Raw genomic sequence first — 17,391 nt, 5'->3', positions numbered from 1 at the left:
CGTATGCCGGAACTCCCCGAGGTCGAAGCGCTCAAGGACTTCCTGACCGAGAACCTGGTCGGTCATGAGGTCGTGCGGGTGCTGCCGGTCGCCATCAGCGTCCTCAAGACGTACGACCCGCCGGTCACCGCGATCGAAGGCCACACGGTCGCCGCCGTACACCGGCACGGCAAGTTCCTCGACCTGGAGACGGCCGACGGCCCGCACTTCGTGACCCATCTGGCGCGGGCGGGCTGGCTGCACTGGAAGGACCAGCTCCCGAGCGGTATGCCCCGCCCCGGCAAGGGCCCGCTCGCGCTGCGCGTGGCCCTGGAGACCGGCGCCGGCTTCGACCTGACGGAGGCGGGCACGCAGAAGCGCCTCGCGGTCTACGTCGTCCAGGACCCTCGGCAGGTCCCGGGCGTGGCCCGGCTGGGCCCGGACCCGCTCGCCGACGACTTCGACGAGACGCGGTTCGCGGCGCTGCTGAAGGACGAGCGCCGCCAGCTCAAGGGCGCCCTGCGCGACCAGAGTCTGATCGCCGGGGTCGGGAACGCCTACAGCGACGAGATCCTGCACGCGGCGAGGATGTCCCCCTTCAAGCTGGCGTCGTCACTGACGGCACAGGAGACGGCGCGGCTGTACGAGGCCCTGCGGACGACTCTCACCGACGCGGTCGAGCGCTCACGCGGGGTCGCGGCGGGTCGGCTGAAGTCCGAGAAGAAGAGCGGCCTGCGCGTCCACGGCCGCACCGGCGAGCCCTGCCCGGTCTGCGGCGACACCATCCGCGAGGTCTCCTTCAGCGACTCCTCCCTCCAGTACTGCCCGACCTGCCAGACGGGCGGCAAGCCGCTGGCGGACCGGAGGATGTCGAGGCTGCTGAAGTAGGCGTGGCGTCGGGGAGGGACATGCGCGAGGCCGCCCGCCGCGCTCCTCGTCGAGGAGGCGGCAGGCGGCACCCGTGCGGCGCCCCGCCGTTCAGGTGCGTGGCGTCGTCTCGTCGGTCACGGCCCAGCGCTGGTTGGCGCCCGACGTGGGCGTCCAGGTCGTCACCCTGGAGCCGTCCGCCGTGGCGTGCCCGGCGACGTCGAGCAGCCGGCCGGTGGCGGCGTTGACGAAGGTCCAGGTGCCGTCACCTGTCGTCGACATGATCCACTGCGCTGCTCTGTCCGCCGGGGCCGAGCCCGGGTCCTCCAGGACCGCTTGGCCGTCCCGCATCGCGAGCCGCTTGCCCGTCGCGGAGTTGACGAGCGCGTAGCGCTCACGGTTGCTGTCGCCGTGGCTCAGCTTCCGTACGGACCACAGCTGGGCGTCGGCGGCGGTGTCGGTGGTGCGGATGACGAGTCCGGTGCCGTCGTCGTTCGGCGCCAGTGACCTGCCGCTTTCCACGCCCTGCAGCCGGTAGGTGTGGCCGGGCTGGACGAGCGCGGCGTCCCGGGCGGTCCCGCCGATGCCGGAGACCCGGAACGTCGTGACCGACTTGGCGGGGACGGTGAGGGTGGCGGAACGGTCGCGCACGCGCACCGGTTCGCCCTGGACGAGGGCTCCGTCCGCGCTGGTCACCACCGGCGTGACGGAGGCCCACGGGGCGACGTACCCGAAGCGGGAGAGGTCCAGGGTCACCGTGCGCGCCGCGGTGCCGTCGTTGACGTGCACCACCGTGGCGCCCGTGCCCCACTTCTTCACGGCGGCGACGCTGGAGGCGTCGTCGGTCTTGACGAAGCGGTCCCCGGGACGGATGTAGTGGGTGAAGTTCCGGATGGTGTGGAACTTGCTGTTGGCCTTGATCGGGCAGGTCTCCAGGGTGTCGGAGGCCGTGCAGTCGAACGGGATGTGGATGCTGCCCCAGTTCTTGCCGGCGGCGGCCTGCGGGATGGAGTCCTCGATCGGCTGCCAGAACACCCAGGCGGACGGCTCGAGTTCGCGTATGTCGCCGACCATGCGGGTGGCGATCCCGAGCCCGGGCTCCATGCTGGTGAAGTCGGTGCCGGTGCCCCAGGTGCCCTCGACCTCGCTCATCCAGAGCTTCTTGCCGGCGCCCTTGGCACCGTCACGGGCGCTGGTGCGCATACCCGTGCCGTATGTGTGCACGTTGAGCTGGTCCACGGCCGCCCGCGCCGTCGTGTCGTAGGCGTTCCAGTTGTCCGTGAAGATCTTCGGGTTGGTCTCGTCCATCGCGGAGATCGTGGCCCGGGTCCTGGCTTCGCCGAGGGCGCGCTGCAGGGCCAGGACCACCTTCTGCTGGAGTTCGGGGCCGGCGTGGGCGCCCTCCTGGCGTCCGCCCGTCGGCTGGCCGTCGGCGCCCAACTGGGTGCCCCAGTAAGGCGTGTTGGGCTCGTTGAGCGGGGCGATGGTGTCGAACCTGATGTGGTGCTTCTTCTCCAGGCGGTCGGTCACCTCGGTCAGATACGTCGCGAAGTCGTCGACGCGGTCGGCACGGATCTGGTCCGTGCTCGCGTTGAAGCCTCCGGAGACGTATCCGCTGACCGTCTGGAACCAGGGCGGTGAGTTGCTGAACGCCTCCCAGTGGGTCACCTTCCCCTTGATCTGGTCGATCCACCAGCGCTGGTTGGCGTCGGCGGCCCAGTTCCAGTGGTCCGGGTTCTCGGGGTCCCACCAGTCCATGTCCTCGCGGGTGGTTCCCTCGGGGGCCTTCCAGAAGCCCTCCATGGTGGCGCCGACCTTCATGTAGTCCTTGCGGACGTCGGGGGCGTTGCCGCCGCCGATGTTGTAGCGCGCGATGTTCAGGCGCAGCCCGTCGCGGCCGAAGAGCATGTCGACGAGCCGCTTGCGGATCGGGTCCGGGTAGCCACCGGTGACGTTGGCGAACCAGACCAGGCTCGTGCCCCACCCCTCGAACTCCTGCTGCCGGTACGAGGGATCGATGCGCACCGTGACCGTGCTCGGCGGGTCGGCCGCGGAGGCCGAAGGTACGGCGACGAGTCCCGCGCCGAGCGCGAGGGGGACGGTGAGCGCCAAGGCTCGGACTGTGCGACGTCTGCTGGGCATGACCATCCGATCATCGAGAGCAAACAAAAGCATTCAGAATCCATCGGGCTGAAGGGATGCTGGATGACAGATTTGAACACGTCAAGACATCGCGCGTGGTTTGGTGTGATCGCGCAGTCGCCGTCGGCCCCTGTGGGCGCCTGTCGTTCCCTACGCGCCCTGTGGACCGTAGTGGCGCAGGAACATCTCGACGCCGCTGGTGATGAGACGGTCCGTCAGGTCTTCGTCGATGTCCGTGCCGTAGGAGCTGAAGACCATGTGGGGGAAGACCAGGAGGCCGTAGAACTGGATGATCGCGACCTGGAGGTCGGGGATCTCCAGCCTGCCCTGCTCGGTGAGGGTGCGCAGGGCGCTCGCGACGGCGGGGTGGTGGCTCTCCGTGCCGCGGTGCCTCCAGGCCTCGCCCAGTTCGGGGAAGCGGTGGAGTTCGGCGGCCACGAGGTTGCGCAGGGCGGTGACCTCGTGGTTGCCGCGCACGGCGTGCACCCAGGTGCGGGCCGCTTCGACGAGGGCGGCCCGCAGGTCCTCGGCCTCGGCCAGGCCCTCCAGGGCGGCCGATGACTCACCGGCGAGCGGCTCGTCGAGTGCGCTCGTGATGACCGCCGTGAACAGGGCTTCTTTGCTGCCGAAGTGGTTGTAGACGGTCACCTTCGACACGCCGGCCTCGGCGGCGATGGTGTCCATGCCCACGCCGAAGCCCTCCCGCAGGAACAACGTGCGGGCGGCCCGCACGATCGCCTGCCGCTTGAGCTCGGCGCGGGGTCCGCTCGGAGGCCGTTTGGCGCTGTCCACGCTCATGGCACGACCCTAGCAGCCATCTGAACTGTACCGTTGAGTTCATTTGAACTGAACGGTACAGTTCAGAAGTGTCCCAGGTCCGCCAACGCACCAGAAGGACTCGCCATGACCCACTCCGCAGCCGGTGCGCCGCACACGGCCGAGCATGACCCGAACGCGCCCGCCGACCCCCGCCGCTGGGCCGCCCTCGCGCTGATCTGCCTCGCCCAGTTCATGCTGATCCTCGACGTCACCGTCGTGAACGTCGCGCTGCCCGACATGGCGGCCGACCTCGCCCTCGGGCGGCAGACGCTGACCTGGGTGGTCACCGCCTACACCCTGTGCTTCGGCGGGCTGATGCTGCTCGGCGGCCGACTCGCCGACGCCCTCGGCGCCCGCCGCACCCTGCTCGCCGGACTCGCGCTCTTTACCGCCGCATCCCTGGTCACCGGCCTGGCCCAGAACGCCCCGACGCTGCTCGGCGGCCGGATCGGCCAGGGCGTCGGCGCGGCGCTGCTGTCCCCGGCCGCGCTGTCCCTCGTCACCACCACCTTCCACGGCGCCGAACGCAACAAGGCGCTCGGCGTCTGGGCGGCGATCGGCGGCAGCGGCTCGGCGGCCGGCGTGCTCCTCGGCGGGGCCCTGACCGACGGACCCGGCTGGCCATGGGTGTTCTACATCAACGTGCCGGTCGGGCTGCTCCTGCTGATCACCCTGCCCGCCTTCGTGGCGGCCCGTGCGCCACAGCCCGCACGCCTCGACGTGCCGGGCGCGCTCCTGGTCACCGCGGGCACCGCCGCACTGATCTACGGCCTGGTCGAGGCGGGCGACAGCGGCTGGGCGGACGCCTCGACCCTGCTGCCGCTGGCCGGGGCGGCGGTGGCGTACGGGGCCTTCGCGGCGGTCGAGCGGACCGGCCGGGCCCCGCTGATGGACCTGCGGATGTTCACCCGGCGGCCGGTGCTCGCGGGCGCCTTCCTGATGCTGGTCGCCACGGCCCTGTTGATCGCCTACTTCTTCCTCGGATCCGTCTACCTGCAGCACATACGCGGCTTCAGTCCGCTGCGGACCGGAGTGCTGTTCCTGCCCGTCGCCGTGGCCACGGGCATCGGCGCCCACCTGGGATCCCGCCTCGTCGGCCGGATCGGCAGCCGTCCCACGGCCGTCGCCGGACTGGCCGTCGCCGCCGCCGGCACCATCCCGCTGACCCGGCTCTCGGAGACCGGCAGCGTGTACGCCGGGCTCCTGCCGGGATTCGTGATCGCCTCCCTCGGCCTCGGCGCGGTCTTCGTCACCGCCACGACGACCGCCCTGGCCATGGTGGAGCACCGGGAGGCGGGGCTCGCCTCCGGAGTCGTCAACACCTTCCACGAGGTGGGTGGCTCGATCGGTGTCGCCGTCGTCTCCACCGTCGCGGCGGCCGGCTTCGAGCGAGGCTCGGCGGGCGGCTTCGGCGACGCGTTCACGGTCTGCGCCGTGACGGCCGCCGTCGGCACTGTCGTGGCCCTGGCCCTGGTGCCGCGAGGCAAGCCGCAGTCGACCGGTGGCCCGCACGTCCACTGAACGGGCCGGTCGTCGACCGAGGACAACCGGTCGGGAGCTCATTACCCCCTCGGGGTATATTGGGCGCAGCCGTCCCGCCGGAACCCGGAAGGAAGCGATGACAGCGCAGGAAGCCTGTACCTCGCGGACCCGTGCCTCGCACGGCGCCGTCCGCTGGGCCCGGGCCGCTGTCATCGCCCTGCTCACGGCGATCGCCGTACTGATGCACCACGAGACGACCGCCGTGCCGGCGGGCTCGCCCTCTTCGTCCGCCGCCCACGCGGCGATGCCGGGCATGGTGACGCCGGCCGGCCCCGCCGCACCGTCGGCCATCCCGACGAAGAGCAGTGCCGACGACCCGGCCTGCTCCGGTACGGCCATGCAGCACTGCTCGGCCGCGGGCCTCGAGGTCGTGAAGCTTCCGGTGCCGCTACGGACCTTCGCTCCGGGGAGCCTGGCCGCGCCCGGAGCAGCGGCCACCGGCCCCAAGGCCGCCGGGACCGTGGAACGGGCGCCCCCGGACCTGTCCGTCCTCTCCCAGCTGCGCATCTAGGCCGTGCCCAGCAGCTCCTCGCGCCCCTGTCGCGCCGAGGAACTGTCCAGCACGCCAACTCCCGTATGCGCACACCGAGATCGAGGACACCCATGAATAGCATCAACCGCCGGTCCGTCCTGCTCGCCGGGCTCGGCGTCGCGGGCGCCGGCGCGCTCGCCGCCTGCAGCAGCGGTTCCGGCGCGACGCCCGCGCTGGTCAGCCCCTCCGGACCGGCCGTCGCCGCGGCGGAGAATAAGCGCAAGGGCACCGGCAGGACGCGGCAGGTCCCCCTGACCGCCGCAGCCGCCACGCTCGACCTCGGCGGCGGGGTCACGGCCAGGAGCTGGGCCTTCAGCGGCCGGACCCCGGGCGAGGAGATCCGGCTGTCCGCCGGCGACACCCTGTCCGCCGAACTGTCCAACCGGCTTCCGGACAAGACCCCGACGTCCATCCATTGGCACGGCATAGCCCTGCGCAACGACATGGACGGCGTGCCCCCGGTGACCCAGCGGGCGGTACGCGCAGGCGCCGACTACACGTACCGCTTCGTCACCGACGCCCCCGGCACCTACTTCTTCCACCCCCACGTCGGCGTCCAGCTCGACCGGGGCCTGTACGCGCCGCTGATCGTCGAGGACCCCGACGAACCGCTGTCGTACGACGACGAATGGGTCGTCGTCCTGGACGACTGGGTCGACGGCGTCACCGGCACCCCCGACGAGGTCCTCGCCGAGCTGCGGCACGGCATGGGCGGTATGGACATGGACGGCATGGGCGACATGTCGACGAAGTTCATGCTGATGGGCGCCGAGAGCGAACTGCTGGGTGGCGACGCCGGCGATGTGAAGTACCCGTACCACCTGGTCAACGGGCGTGTGTCCGCCGACCCCGCGGTCTATCGAGGCAAGCCCGGCCGGCGGGTCCGGCTGCGCGTCGTCAACGCGGGCGGCGACACGGCGTACCGGGTGGCGCTCGGCGGCCACAAGCTGACCATCACGCACACCGACGGCTTCCCCGTCCGGCACGAGCAGGTCGACGCCCTGCTGATCGGCATGGGGGAGCGGTACGACGTCCTGGTCACCCTCGACGACGGTGTCTTCCCGCTCGTCGCGCTGGCCGAGGGCAAGGACGCCACCGGCATGGCCCTGGTCCGCACGGGATCCGGCGGCGCGCCCGGGACGACCGTCCGCCCGGCCGAGCTGAACGGCAGGATCCTGACGGCGTCCCAGCTACGTGCGGCCGACGAGGTCCGTCTGCCCTCCAGGAAGGTGGACAGGGTGCACCGGGTCGAGCTGACGGGCGGCATGGGCAAGTACAACTGGGCCATCAACGGGGAGGCGTTCGACATGACGGATCCGGCCGCGCATCCCCTCACCGTCGAGGAAGGGCAGCGCGTGCGGCTGGACTTCGTCAACACCACCGAGATGTGGCACCCGATGCACCTGCACGGCCACACCTACCAGCTCGGCGGCCACGGCCCGCGCAAGGACACGTCCATCGTGCTGCCGAAGAAGAAGCTGTCCGTCGTCTTCGACGCCGACAACCCCGGTCAGTGGATGCTGCACTGCCACAACGCCTACCACGCGGAGGCCGGAATGATGACGCTGGTCGCCTACCGGTCCTGACCGTCACCGCTGGTGGCCGTTCCCATCCGCAGGTTCCACCGGCCGCCCCGGCCGGTGAGCTGTACGACGGTGAGCGGTGGCACGTCGACGCGCCAGAAGGAGCGCTCCGGCGCGGACAGCGCGTGGACGACCGCGGCACGTGCCACCGCCTGGTCCACCACGGCCTGCACCCGCCCCGCGTCGGGCAAGAGCCCGTCGGCCCATGCGGCGACCCGCCGGCACAGCTCGGCGACCGACTCGCCCGCGTGGGGCGCGGCCTGGGGATCCGTCAGCCAGGCACCGAGCGCGTCCGGCTCGTCGGCCGCGACCTCGTCGAGGCTGCGGCCCTGCCAGCGGCCCATGTCGAGCGCACGCAGTGCGGGTTCCTCGGGTACGGCGTCCCACCCCAGGGCCGTGGCCGTCCGGCGGCACCGCTGCGACGGCGCCGTGCACCGGAGGCCGGCCGAGGGCAGCCCGTCCCCGATCGAGCGCGCCTGCCGCAGCGCCCGCTCGTCGGGGACGGTGTCGGCGAACCGCACCTCGCGTCCCGTCGGTGCCGCGGCGCACACCAGCATCAGCCGGACGGTCATGACATCCCCCTCATGGCAGGTCCACGGCATCGGCCGCCCATCGTAGGTGGCGTACGCCATGTTGGCCGAATCCCGTATTGCCCCTACGCTCTGGGCGACAGGACGACGGCGGAACGGAAGCCCGGTGCAATTCCGGCACGGTCGCGCCACTGTGTGCCACCCCTCGACAAGAGGAGGTGGTGAGTCAGACCCAACGCCGTCGTCGAGTGCTCCACACGATTGCGGGACGCGTGTTCCCGAGGAGGTCTCGCCATGGCGCAGTCCACCGCTGCCCCCACCCCCACCACTCAGGCCGTCACACCGCTGCCGCTGCGGGCCATCGCCCTGTGGGCGGTCTTCTTCGGCATCCTGATGCTCGTCCTGCTGTACTTCGTCGGTGCCGAGCAGGGCGCCACCGCCGTCCTGTCCGGTGAGGGCGTCCACGAGTGGGTGCACGACGCACGCCACCTGCTCGGCTTCCCCTGCCACTGAGGCGGGTCGAGCACCGATGAACTCCACTGTTGTGCGCACCCTGTTGGTGCGCGGCATGCTCGCGGGGCTCATCGCCGGGATACCGGCGCTGATCTTCGCGTATCTGGTGGGCGAGGGACCGGTGGACGCGGCCATCGCCTTCGAGTCCGCCCAGTCCCCTCACGAGGCAGGAGGGGAGGAATCGGTCAGCCGTGGTGTGCAGGCCACGGCCGGCCTGGCCACGGGCGTCCTCGTCTACGGGGTCGCGGTGGGCGGCATCGCCGCGCTCGCGTTCTGCTTCGCGCTGGGCCGCGTCGGCCGCTTCGGGGCGCGTGCCACCGCGGCGCTGACCGCGCTCGCCGCGTTCGGGGCCGGGTATCTGGTCCCGATGCTGAAGTACCCGGCCAACCCGCCCGCGGTCGGCAACCCCGACACCCTCGACCAGCGGACCGCCCTGTTCTTCCTGATGATCGCCCTCAGCGGACTGCTGACGATCGCGGCGGTGCTGCTCGGCCGCCGCCTCGCACCCAGGCTGGGCAACTGGAACGCCTCGGTCACCGCCGGCGGGGCCTTCGTCGCGGCGCTGACCGTCGCGATGGTGTTCCTGCCGTCCGGCGAGAACGTGCCCAAGGGCTTCCCGGCGACCGACCTGTGGGAGTTCCGACTGGCCGCCATCGGCGTCCAGGCGGTGCTGTGGACGGCGTTCGGGGTGCTCTTCGGGTACCTGGCGGAACGCGTCCTCGAACCGAAGCCGGTCGGACGGCAGACATCCACCGTGGCGGCATAGAGCCCGCCGGAACAGGGCAGGACCCGCCGGGGGCGCGCCCGGCGGGTCCTGCGCGTTCTGTGCCGCGTGGCCCTGCCACGCGACTCTTCGGGGCCCGAGGTCAGGTCTTGGCGGCCATCGCCCTGTCTGGCACCGGCGTCGTCGGCCCACCCGGCCCTCGACCGGCGTAACGCATGGCGACGTATGCCCCCAGATACAGGGTGGCGACGACCAGCAGCAACGCCTGATAGCCCGTCACCAGCGCCAGATACTCCAGCGCACCGCCGGTCAGCGCGCCCAGCAGATTCGCGCCGAACGCGGACGTCGGGTCCGGCGCCTTCGCGAGGCGGTCCGAGAAGATGAGGTTGGCGCAGAAGATCGGGGCGAAGGCCAGGGCGATGGCCGCGGCGAGCCGCCCGGCGAACGGCAGCGACAGCACGGCCTGCGTGGGAACGAGCCAGGCCACCGCGAGCGAGCCGAAGAGGAGGAGTTGCAGCAGTCGCTGGTCGGCACCGCGCATCCTGCGCCGGACCTCGACCGCCGCGAGGACGGAGAGCAGGACGCCGAAGAAGACGAGGGCGTTGACCAGCCATGTCGTACCGAAGTAGAGCGCGAAGCCGATCACGTTCTTCGTTTCCAGCAGCATGAAGGCCGCACCCAGCAGGAACATGTCGAAGTAACGGAACGTGCTGCGGATACGGACCCCGGTCATGCGCACCGACAACAGCGTCACCAGCAGGATCGCGCCCAGGGCACCCACGTAGAGCGTCGGGATGGTCCGGTGGAGCAGATAGGGGAAGGGATGGTCGTCGCTCGCGGCCGCCGGGACCGGGCCGCTGGGCTGCCAGGTCTGCTTGCAGGACTGGTCGGCGGGGCTCATCCCGGCCACCAGCACGGCCGCGTTCCGCTTGTACGTCGTCATACAGGGGGCGTGGCCGTAGATGCTGTCGAGGTCTCCGGCGAAGCGGTCGACCAGCCAGGCCTTGCGGTAGTAGTTGTACATGGCGAACGCGCCGTCCGGCGCCAGGTGATCGCGCGCGGCCTGGAACGCCTGCCGGGTGAACAAGTAGCTCTCCAGCCGGAGATTGCTCGCCCCCGACACCAGGGTCAGGGAGTCCGGCAGCGCCAGCACGATGAGGTCGTACTTGGTGTCGGTCCGCTCCAGGAACGCCCGTCCGTCGTCGATGTGGGCGTGCACCCGGGGATCGTCGTAGGGCCTGGCGGGGTGCAGTGTCGCGCCGATCTCCTGCAGCCGCGGATCGATTTCGACCGCGTCGACACGCTCCGCTCCGTGCGCCAGCGCGACCGCGACGTCGTTGCCGTTGCCGGCCCCGATGACCAGCACCCGCTTGTGCGGGTTGTCGGGTGTCTGGTCGTACGCCTGCCGGTAGGGCGAGTTCTCCCGCATCAGCACCGGGAGCGGCGCGGTGCTCTGATGGGGGACGCCGTTGGCGGAGATGTTGTACGTCCGGGTGGCGGTCGGCGAGGGCTTGAGCTGGATCTTGTAGTACGGCGACCAGGAGACGCCGGCCGCGGTCGTCTCCAGGAACAGCGCGGCGACCATCGCCGTGAGGGGGATCCCGTACAGCAGGGTGTTGCGGCGCCCGCCGAGGACCAGCAGGGCCGCGGCGGCCAGGAGGCCCCAGGCGACCGAGGGGGCGCGCAGCCACGACAGTACGGCGAAGGAGACCGAGCCGGCGATGCTGCCGAGCAGATCGTAGCGGTAGGCGTCGAGGGAGGTGAGCTGGCGGAAGAGATCGGCGGTGATCTTGCCGATGCCGGCCATGATCACCGCGGTCAGCAGGAAGATGGCCGGCAGAGTCACCCACTGGGGCAGGCCGGTGGTCTTCACGGCGGTGAAGTAGATGACCTCGCTGCTGCTCTGACGCACCTGCACCGGATAGGCGCGTACGAGGATGACGAGCAGAGCGAGCGGGATCGGCGTCCAGCGTTTGAGCCACTGCCCGCGCGCGGCGGGGATCAGGAAGCCGATGCCGATCCCGAGGAAGGATCCCAGCAGGATGAAGTTGGAAAAGTAGCTGAGGTGGACGACGTTGGCGCCCGCCCATCTGATCAGCGCCAGCTCGACGAAGAGCATGGTGGTGCTGGCCAGCACGAGCCTCCAGCGCACCGAACTTACCGTTTGCCCGTTTTTGGTCAGGTTCACGCTGGTTTACGGTGCCAGTTTCCGGGCGGCGAGTCGAGATGCCTTGCCGAGCGGGGGGCGGAACGGCCCTGACGGGCGGCCGCCCGGCACCGCAGGACACTCTGTTGGGTCGGGACGGGAGGGTCAGCTGTAAATGTCCCGGCCCGGCGCGCACAGGGGGTCCTCCGGGGCGGCATCGCGACGGATGAAGATGGCGGATTCGCCGCCGTTCACCGGGATCACCCAGCACAGCTGATAGTGCCGGCGCAGGACTTCCCGTTTGACGATCTCCGCTGGAGTGTTGTCCCGTGGCTGGTCAGGGCGGTCGCGCAGGACATTGATCTCGCGATGCCGGAGCATGCGCCGCTTGATCACGTCAGGCGACGCTTCGACGCCGTACAGCGTGCCAGAGGCAGCCGGCGTCTGCTGCAACGCGATGTCGTCGATCGGCCCGAAGACGGCAGGCCGGGCCAGGACCCACACCCGGCGCCGCGCGGGCTGGAACAGGACCGGTTCGGGGTCGTCCGGCGATGTGGCGGTGAGTCCCCAGTAGCTTTCCACGCTGTCGGTGCGACTTGCGGGAGTGCGCTGCTGCCAGTACCAGGGGCCCAGAGCCGAGAAGATGACGAACCCGGTGGCCGCGGTGGCATACAGCCGACGCCTCCGGCGAGCCGGGTCTGCCTCAGCTCGGAGGACCAACTGCCAGTGCCGTAGGGCTTGGCCGACAACGAGCGCCAGCCCGGACATGCCGTACAGGACATAGCGGTCCACGTACCAGGGGCGCGCGAGGGACACGACGAGCAGGAAGCCGGCCGGGACGATCAGCAGCGGCAGTCCCACGGCAGGAAGAGTCACCGCTCGGGCCGGCGTTTCACGTCGTCGACGAAGCGGCACGCTCAAGGCGAGCGCCGCCGCGACAGGCAGGGCGAATCCCAGCCAGTCCTGGACGCCGGGCCGGCCCAGCCACTCCAACTGCTCCGCCGCCTGACCGGCGCTGACCACGGCCAGCGGAGCCACGGCACAACCGACAAACGCGGTCGTGGACAACCAGCGCCGCCCGAGTCGATGCAGGCGGCCGCTGCACCAGAGCGTCACGGCGTGTCCGAGGAGGACGAGCAAGGCGAACACGTGCAGCCACCCGGCCAGCAGGAGCAGCCCACCGTACCCGGCCCACCAGCGTCGCCGACCGTCCTGCAACGCACGCACGAAGAACCAGGTCGCCCACACCACCGCCGCGCTCACCAACGCGTACGAGCGGGCTTCTTGCGCATAGAACTGCACCTGCGGGACGCACAGGAAGGCGAACCCGGCCAAGAACCCGGTCGCCGGGTCGCCGAGGCGGCTGCCGATGGCATAGACGCCCAAGACCGCGAGCAGCGTGCCCAATACCGACAGGACACGCAGGGTCAGGACACCGTCGTCCCACACGGCGAGTGACACGTGGGCAAGGAAGTAGTACAGGCCGTGGACGGCGTCGATGTTCTGCACCAAGAGCCACAACTCGCCCAGCGACCGCTTCCCCACGTCATAGCTGACGGCCTCATCCCGCCAGGAGGATGCGTCACGGTCCAGCTTCCACAGACCCACCAGCCCGACGAGCAGGGCGAGAAGGGCCGCGAGCAAGCACCGGTACCAGCGGTTCACACGATCTCGATCGTGCACCGGATGCCGCAGGTCGCAGGCTCCTCGCAGCTCCAGATACCCAAGCATCGCCGTCGCTGAGATCCGCGGCCGACGCACATGAACTCCCCCCGCCGTCAACTCGCCCTGGCGCATGTACATCATGCCTTGAGATTGCGGCAACTCATCCTGTTCGGAGGCGAGTTGGGGAGGGCGTGGTGAGCAGTGCCCGCCGCCACCGAGCGAGCCCGGCGGTGAACACCCCCGGTCGATCGAGGCGACCGCCCGGCAGACGGGGCCTCTCGGAGGGCCTACCGGCCCTCGTGCGGGCCGTCCCGTATCTGGTAGGCCGAGAGAAACGACGGGTTTCGAGGAGGACACGATGCTTGAGCAGCGATCATGCCGACGGCTGCCGGGAGCCCGTCTGCTCCCCTTCGCGGCGGTCTCCGCCGCACTGGCCCTCTACCTGCTGCGGCTGCGGCCGAGGCTGCTGACCTGGGGCGCGACACAGGACGAGGCCGATCGTGCCTACCCGGGCGACGAGCTCTTCCCCGACGCCGACGGCACCTCGACCATGGCCACCACCCTTCCGGCGCCGCCCGAGAAGGTCTGGCCCTGGCTGGTGCAGATGGGATTCGACCGCGCCGGCTGGTACAGCTGGGATCTCCTGGACCACTACGGAGCACCGAGTGCGGAACGCATCGCGCCCGAGTGGCAGCACCTGGAGGAGGGACAACGCCTGAAGGCGACGCCGGACGGCGAGTCCTGGTTCACCGTGGCCCGCCTGGAGCCGAACCGGACCCTGGTGCTGCGCTCGGATCTGCGCCTGCCCTCCGGCCACTCCTTCGACCCGCAGTGGGATGTTCTCCCGCAGGCCCGCATGGACGGGATCTGGGGCTTCCACCTGCGGCCGACCACCGACGGCGGCACCCGTCTGGTGGTCCGCACCCGCGGACAGAGCCGTCCGCGTGCGCTCACCCGGCCCTTCGACGTGCTGCTGGGGGAGCCCGCTCACTTCATCATGCAGACCCGCCAGTTCCACAATCTGCGCGGCAGGGTCGGCGCGAGGGTTTCGTCGCCGTCATGACGCCTTCGCACTCGGCCCTCGAGGTCAGGCCTCAACGACCCCCAACTGCCGCAGCAGCCCGAGGTCGTCCCAGTTCCACCAGCTCTCGGCGATCTTGCCGCCCTGGCAGCGGAACGTGGCGTGTCCGGTCCCGGAGACGTCTCGGTTGGTGGGCTCCATCCCCTGATAGCTGCCGGTGTGCCGGCCTCGGTAGTCGATCCGGCAGGTCACCAGGTCGCCCTCGGCGATCAGGCTCCGCAGCGTGATCCGCGGGTTGAAGGCGTTCAGGATCTCGCCGTTCTCACGCTTGGCCTGGGCGAGGTCGACGTCGTCGGAGGAGAGCGCGGGGTCGTGCTCCCGGTAGTTGCCGGTGCACAGCTCGTCGGCGAGGTCGAGGTTCTTGGCGTTGACGACCTCGTCGAAGAAGCGGCGGACGACGATCTTGTTGAGCTGTTCGTCCCGTACGACGTCGAGATCGGTGAAGGTGGGCGTCTCCTCGCAGGCGGCGACGAGTTCCTCGAAGATGCGGTTGGTCTCGGGGAGGTTGGAGTTCCTCATCGCCTCCTCGTACGACGGGAACTCCACGATCTCGACGACATGGGTGGGGTCCGAGTGGTCCTGCCCGACGATCGAGTGTGTGGCGGTCCGCTTGCCCTGAGTCGCCTCGACCCAGGTGTCCATCAGCCGGTTGAGTCGGTCGACGTTGCTTGTCTTGCAGTCGATGAGCTGGACGAAGGTCATGATCCCCTCCGGAGCGATGAACGAGGCGCGTGGAGAGATTGGGGCTATTTCAGGCTATACCGGACCTTCCGCCCCCGCTCCCGCTGTCGTTCTCGCCGGTGGCCGGGCGGGGCCCGGCGCTGGCGTAGTACGCGGCTCGTGCCTGCCTGACGCGGTCCAGGGTGGTGCCGTCCCGCGCTCCGTCCACGTTCAGCGGTGGGCGCAGCCGGGAGATCAGCGCTGTTTCCAGGGGCACGGGGTCGGGGTGCTCGCTCCAGGTGAGGGCGAGGTTCCGGTGCATCCAGTCGGTGAGGCGTTGCTCGTCTTCGGGGACCAGGACGACGCGGTCGGTCCATGTGGTGCGGTAGCCCTGGGTGTCGATGAGGAGTCCGGCCAGGGTGCGGCGCAGGGTGGAGCGACCGGAGTCCCTGAGGTGGTTCGAGGCGATACGGGAGCGCAGCCGTTTGGCTTTGCCGAGGTAGAGCAGGCGCCGACCGCCGTCACCTGAGTCGGCGGGGCCATGGAAGGGGGCCAGGACCTCGGGCGGCGCCCACCAGGCGTACAGGCCCGCCGTGGTGGGCAGGGCGGCGAGCGCCGCGTTCAAGGCGTGCGGCGCGCGGAACAGGTCTGCTGCGGCCTGCTGGACGGTCGCGTCGTTCGGCACGTGCGCACCAGACTTCCGTTGCTGTCGCTGTCATGGACTACCCGATATCGCGGGGGAGTTGCTCACTATGGTGTGACGGGGTGCACCAAGCGTCGATCACGATGTCGTGGCCCAGCGAGTCGTCGAGGTTGCGATGCAGGGCGAGATCGACGACGCGGTCGTCGCAGGGCCGGAAGGGGCGGTGCGGATCCGGCATTCCGAGCAGGGGCCCCAGGGCGTCGATGGCCGGCTTCCAGAGCGTGGACCAGTTGCGTCCGCCGGACACCCGGAAGCAGAGCTCGACCGCCAGCGGCCCGTCCGCAGCCGGTTCCGGGCACGCCGCCCGGCATGCCGCGTGGATGGCGCCCTTCCACGCGACCGAGGTGGCGGACACGCTGGTGCGCACGGACAGCAGGGGCGGGACGGCGGCGCGGTGCGAGTCCGGCGGTGGGGCGGCCGGTCCGACGGTGATCGTGGAGGACGGGGCGTGGCGCTTGCGGGCGAAGACGGCGTCGAACCGACCGGCGCCGAACCTGCGGACCAGCGGGAACAGGTAGTTGTCGAGGTCGTGGCCGCCGCGCGTCAAGGACACGTGGTCGGCGAGACCGACATCGAGCGCCATGGCCAGCCGGGTGCCGCCCTCGGCGGCGGCCGGGCCGACCAGCTCCGCGACGGAGTCCAGGTAGGCGCGCAGACGCTGTTGGCTCGGGTGCCCGGCCGCGTCCCAGCTCTCCAGGACGGGCGGGCCCGACAGCGTGACGGGGGCGACGGTGGGCGGCGCGAAGAGTGTGGGCACGTGGTTCGGTCTCCTGCCGCTCCGAGTCGGTGTGTCAGACGTCCCTCTGGCGTCGCGCCTTCCGGCGCTGACGTCCTTGCAGGCCCTTGAAGCTACCTTTGCATGACGCAAAATGGCACGGTGGGTCCAAAGCGCCGTGACTGCCGGGCAGGGTGCGAGCAGGCGCGCAGGCTCAGACCGCGGCCACCCGCGCCTGGAGGCGGACCAGTCCGGCCACGCCGAACTGGAGCGAGATCGGCAGTGTGTGATGGGCGGTGACGCCCTGCACATGACGCAGCATCACGCGCGGCCCGCTCCCGCCGAAGGTGACCGTCGTGCCGCTCTGCACCATGATTCCCGCCACGGACAGCGCCCCGTTGCCCTCGTCCGACCTGCCGCCCACGAGCGTGCCGCGGCCGCCGCCCGGGGTGGCGACCATGCCGAGGTGCTCGGGAACGCCGTCCTCGTTGCGCACCTCCATGGTCAGCGTGCCGTCGCCCGCATGGTTCAGATGCGCGACGGCATGCGTCACCGTCAGGTCCACGCCAGGGGCCCGGACCTCGGCCCGGCCGAGTGCGGTGGTGCCGCCGGCGGTCTCGGGTGCGGAGGCGGTGGAGCTCGGGTTCGTGCAACCGGCCGTCAGCGCGATGAGGGCGGCTGCCGACGCCGCTGCCAGGACCGTGCGGCCACGTTGATTGTTGACTGCCATCTTTGCATTATGCGCGGGTTGCTCCGTGCCCCTGATCGCCACCCCCGGGCGATCGCCGTGCGGAGGCGTACGTCGGGCCCCAGAGCACAGAGTCGGCACTTCCTTGTCACAGACGTGTCATCCGGCGCATCCGGCGGGGCGGGCTGGGCAGGGCGTATCCATGTTCGCCTGTGCCTGCGCCGACGTACCCGGTATCGCCCGTTCCACCGTGGCGTTCGGGGTCATGATGCCGATCATGCTCCTGCTGCTCGTCGGAGCCATCCTGACCGCCGTGTTCGTGATGGCGTGGGGAGTGGACCGGCTGCTGCGTCCTCGCCCTCACGGCAGGGGGAGCAACAGCGACGCGGCCCCGGGCGACTCGCCTGGTCACTCCTTCGACGCCGAGCCGGAACGCGGCGGCCTGGACGCGTTCACCTGGACCGAGGAAGAGCCGTGGGAGCGGCGTTGATCCGGCGTTGAT

General features: G+C 70.6%; 17 protein-coding genes. 8 read left to right on the top strand and 9 right to left on the bottom strand.

Annotated elements, in window-relative coordinates:
- Positions 1-3 precede the first annotated feature (3 nt).
- The gene (locus IM697_RS27190; protein ID WP_194038740.1) at positions 4-867 is read left to right on the top strand and encodes an Fpg/Nei family DNA glycosylase; all 864 of its coding nucleotides are present in this window, start codon (positions 4-6) and stop codon (positions 865-867) included.
- A 90-nt stretch (positions 868-957) separates the two neighbouring features.
- On the opposite strand, the gene IM697_RS27185 is transcribed toward IM697_RS27190, so the two are convergent.
- Complete coding sequence (locus IM697_RS27185; RefSeq protein WP_194038739.1) at positions 958-2,988, bottom strand: RICIN domain-containing protein; 2,031 nt, start codon at positions 2,986-2,988, stop codon at positions 958-960.
- A 150-nt stretch (positions 2,989-3,138) separates the two neighbouring features.
- A complete protein-coding gene (locus IM697_RS27180; protein ID WP_194038738.1) occupies positions 3,139-3,786 on the bottom strand; it encodes a TetR/AcrR family transcriptional regulator in 648 nt (215 codons plus the stop codon).
- A 105-nt stretch (positions 3,787-3,891) separates the two neighbouring features.
- Between IM697_RS27180 and IM697_RS27175 the strand changes: the two genes are divergently transcribed.
- The 3 genes from IM697_RS27175 to IM697_RS27165 all read left to right on the top strand — a co-directional run bounded on the left by IM697_RS27175 (position 3,892) and on the right by IM697_RS27165 (position 7,467).
- Complete coding sequence (locus IM697_RS27175; RefSeq protein ID WP_194038737.1) at positions 3,892-5,328, top strand: MFS transporter; 1,437 nt, start codon at positions 3,892-3,894, stop codon at positions 5,326-5,328.
- Positions 5,329-5,425: 97 nt separating this feature from the next.
- Positions 5,426-5,860 (top strand): hypothetical protein, encoded by a 435-nt coding sequence (locus tag IM697_RS27170; RefSeq protein WP_194038736.1) that lies wholly within the window; start codon positions 5,426-5,428, stop codon positions 5,858-5,860.
- 92 nt (positions 5,861-5,952) lie between these two features.
- Positions 5,953-7,467 carry a multicopper oxidase family protein gene (locus tag IM697_RS27165; RefSeq protein WP_194038735.1) on the top strand — a complete coding sequence of 505 codons (1,515 nt, stop codon included), beginning with the start codon at positions 5,953-5,955 and terminating at the stop codon, positions 7,465-7,467.
- Here the strand turns inward: IM697_RS27165 and IM697_RS27160 are convergent.
- Complete coding sequence (locus IM697_RS27160; protein ID WP_194038734.1) at positions 7,455-8,036, bottom strand: histidine phosphatase family protein; 582 nt, start codon at positions 8,034-8,036, stop codon at positions 7,455-7,457. The two genes, IM697_RS27165 and IM697_RS27160, sit on opposite strands and share 13 nt — an antisense overlap.
- Before the next feature lie 252 nt (positions 8,037-8,288).
- Here IM697_RS27160 and IM697_RS27155 point away from each other — a divergent pair, with 252 nt between their 5' ends.
- On the top strand, positions 8,289-8,507 hold the full coding sequence (locus IM697_RS27155; protein WP_194038733.1) for a CbtB domain-containing protein: 219 nt from the start codon (positions 8,289-8,291) through the stop codon (positions 8,505-8,507).
- 16 nt (positions 8,508-8,523) lie between these two features.
- Positions 8,524-9,273: a CbtA family protein gene (locus tag IM697_RS27150; protein ID WP_194038732.1), complete on the top strand. Its 750-nt coding sequence runs from the start codon at positions 8,524-8,526 to the stop codon at positions 9,271-9,273.
- A gap of 100 nt (positions 9,274-9,373) precedes the next feature.
- Here IM697_RS27150 and IM697_RS27145 read toward each other — a convergent pair whose 3' ends face one another.
- The gene (locus IM697_RS27145; RefSeq protein ID WP_228044185.1) at positions 9,374-11,383 is read right to left on the bottom strand and encodes a spermine/spermidine synthase domain-containing protein; all 2,010 of its coding nucleotides are present in this window, start codon (positions 11,381-11,383) and stop codon (positions 9,374-9,376) included.
- A 159-nt stretch (positions 11,384-11,542) separates the two neighbouring features.
- Positions 11,543-13,183, bottom strand: coding sequence for a glycosyltransferase family 39 protein (locus IM697_RS27140; RefSeq protein WP_194038731.1), 1,641 nt, complete (start codon positions 13,181-13,183; stop codon positions 11,543-11,545).
- A gap of 217 nt (positions 13,184-13,400) precedes the next feature.
- Between IM697_RS27140 and IM697_RS27135 the strand changes: the two genes are divergently transcribed.
- The gene (locus IM697_RS27135; RefSeq protein ID WP_194038730.1) at positions 13,401-14,105 is read left to right on the top strand and encodes an SRPBCC family protein; all 705 of its coding nucleotides are present in this window, start codon (positions 13,401-13,403) and stop codon (positions 14,103-14,105) included.
- Between the two features lie 24 nt (positions 14,106-14,129).
- On the opposite strand, the gene IM697_RS27130 is transcribed toward IM697_RS27135, so the two are convergent.
- The 4 genes from IM697_RS27130 to IM697_RS27115 all read right to left on the bottom strand — a co-directional run bounded on the left by IM697_RS27130 (position 14,130) and on the right by IM697_RS27115 (position 16,931).
- Positions 14,130-14,825, bottom strand: coding sequence for an ester cyclase (locus IM697_RS27130; RefSeq protein WP_194038729.1), 696 nt, complete (start codon positions 14,823-14,825; stop codon positions 14,130-14,132).
- 49 nt (positions 14,826-14,874) lie between these two features.
- Positions 14,875-15,468 (bottom strand): GIY-YIG nuclease family protein, encoded by a 594-nt coding sequence (locus IM697_RS27125; protein WP_194038728.1) that lies wholly within the window; start codon positions 15,466-15,468, stop codon positions 14,875-14,877.
- 37 nt (positions 15,469-15,505) lie between these two features.
- The gene (locus tag IM697_RS27120; RefSeq protein ID WP_194038727.1) at positions 15,506-16,243 is read right to left on the bottom strand and encodes a hypothetical protein; all 738 of its coding nucleotides are present in this window, start codon (positions 16,241-16,243) and stop codon (positions 15,506-15,508) included.
- Positions 16,244-16,415: 172 nt separating this feature from the next.
- Entirely contained in the window at positions 16,416-16,931 is a 516-nt protein-coding gene (locus IM697_RS27115; protein WP_194038726.1) for a hypothetical protein, read from the bottom strand.
- Between the two features lie 160 nt (positions 16,932-17,091).
- Here IM697_RS27115 and IM697_RS27110 point away from each other — a divergent pair, with 160 nt between their 5' ends.
- Positions 17,092-17,379: a hypothetical protein gene (locus IM697_RS27110; RefSeq protein WP_194038725.1), complete on the top strand. Its 288-nt coding sequence runs from the start codon at positions 17,092-17,094 to the stop codon at positions 17,377-17,379.
- Positions 17,380-17,391: the final 12 nt, after the last annotated feature.

Source organism: Streptomyces ferrugineus (assembly GCF_015160855.1).
Classification (GTDB): Bacteria; Actinomycetota; Actinomycetes; order Streptomycetales; family Streptomycetaceae; genus Streptomyces; species Streptomyces ferrugineus.
This window is presented reverse-complemented; position numbering and strand designations above follow the sequence as displayed.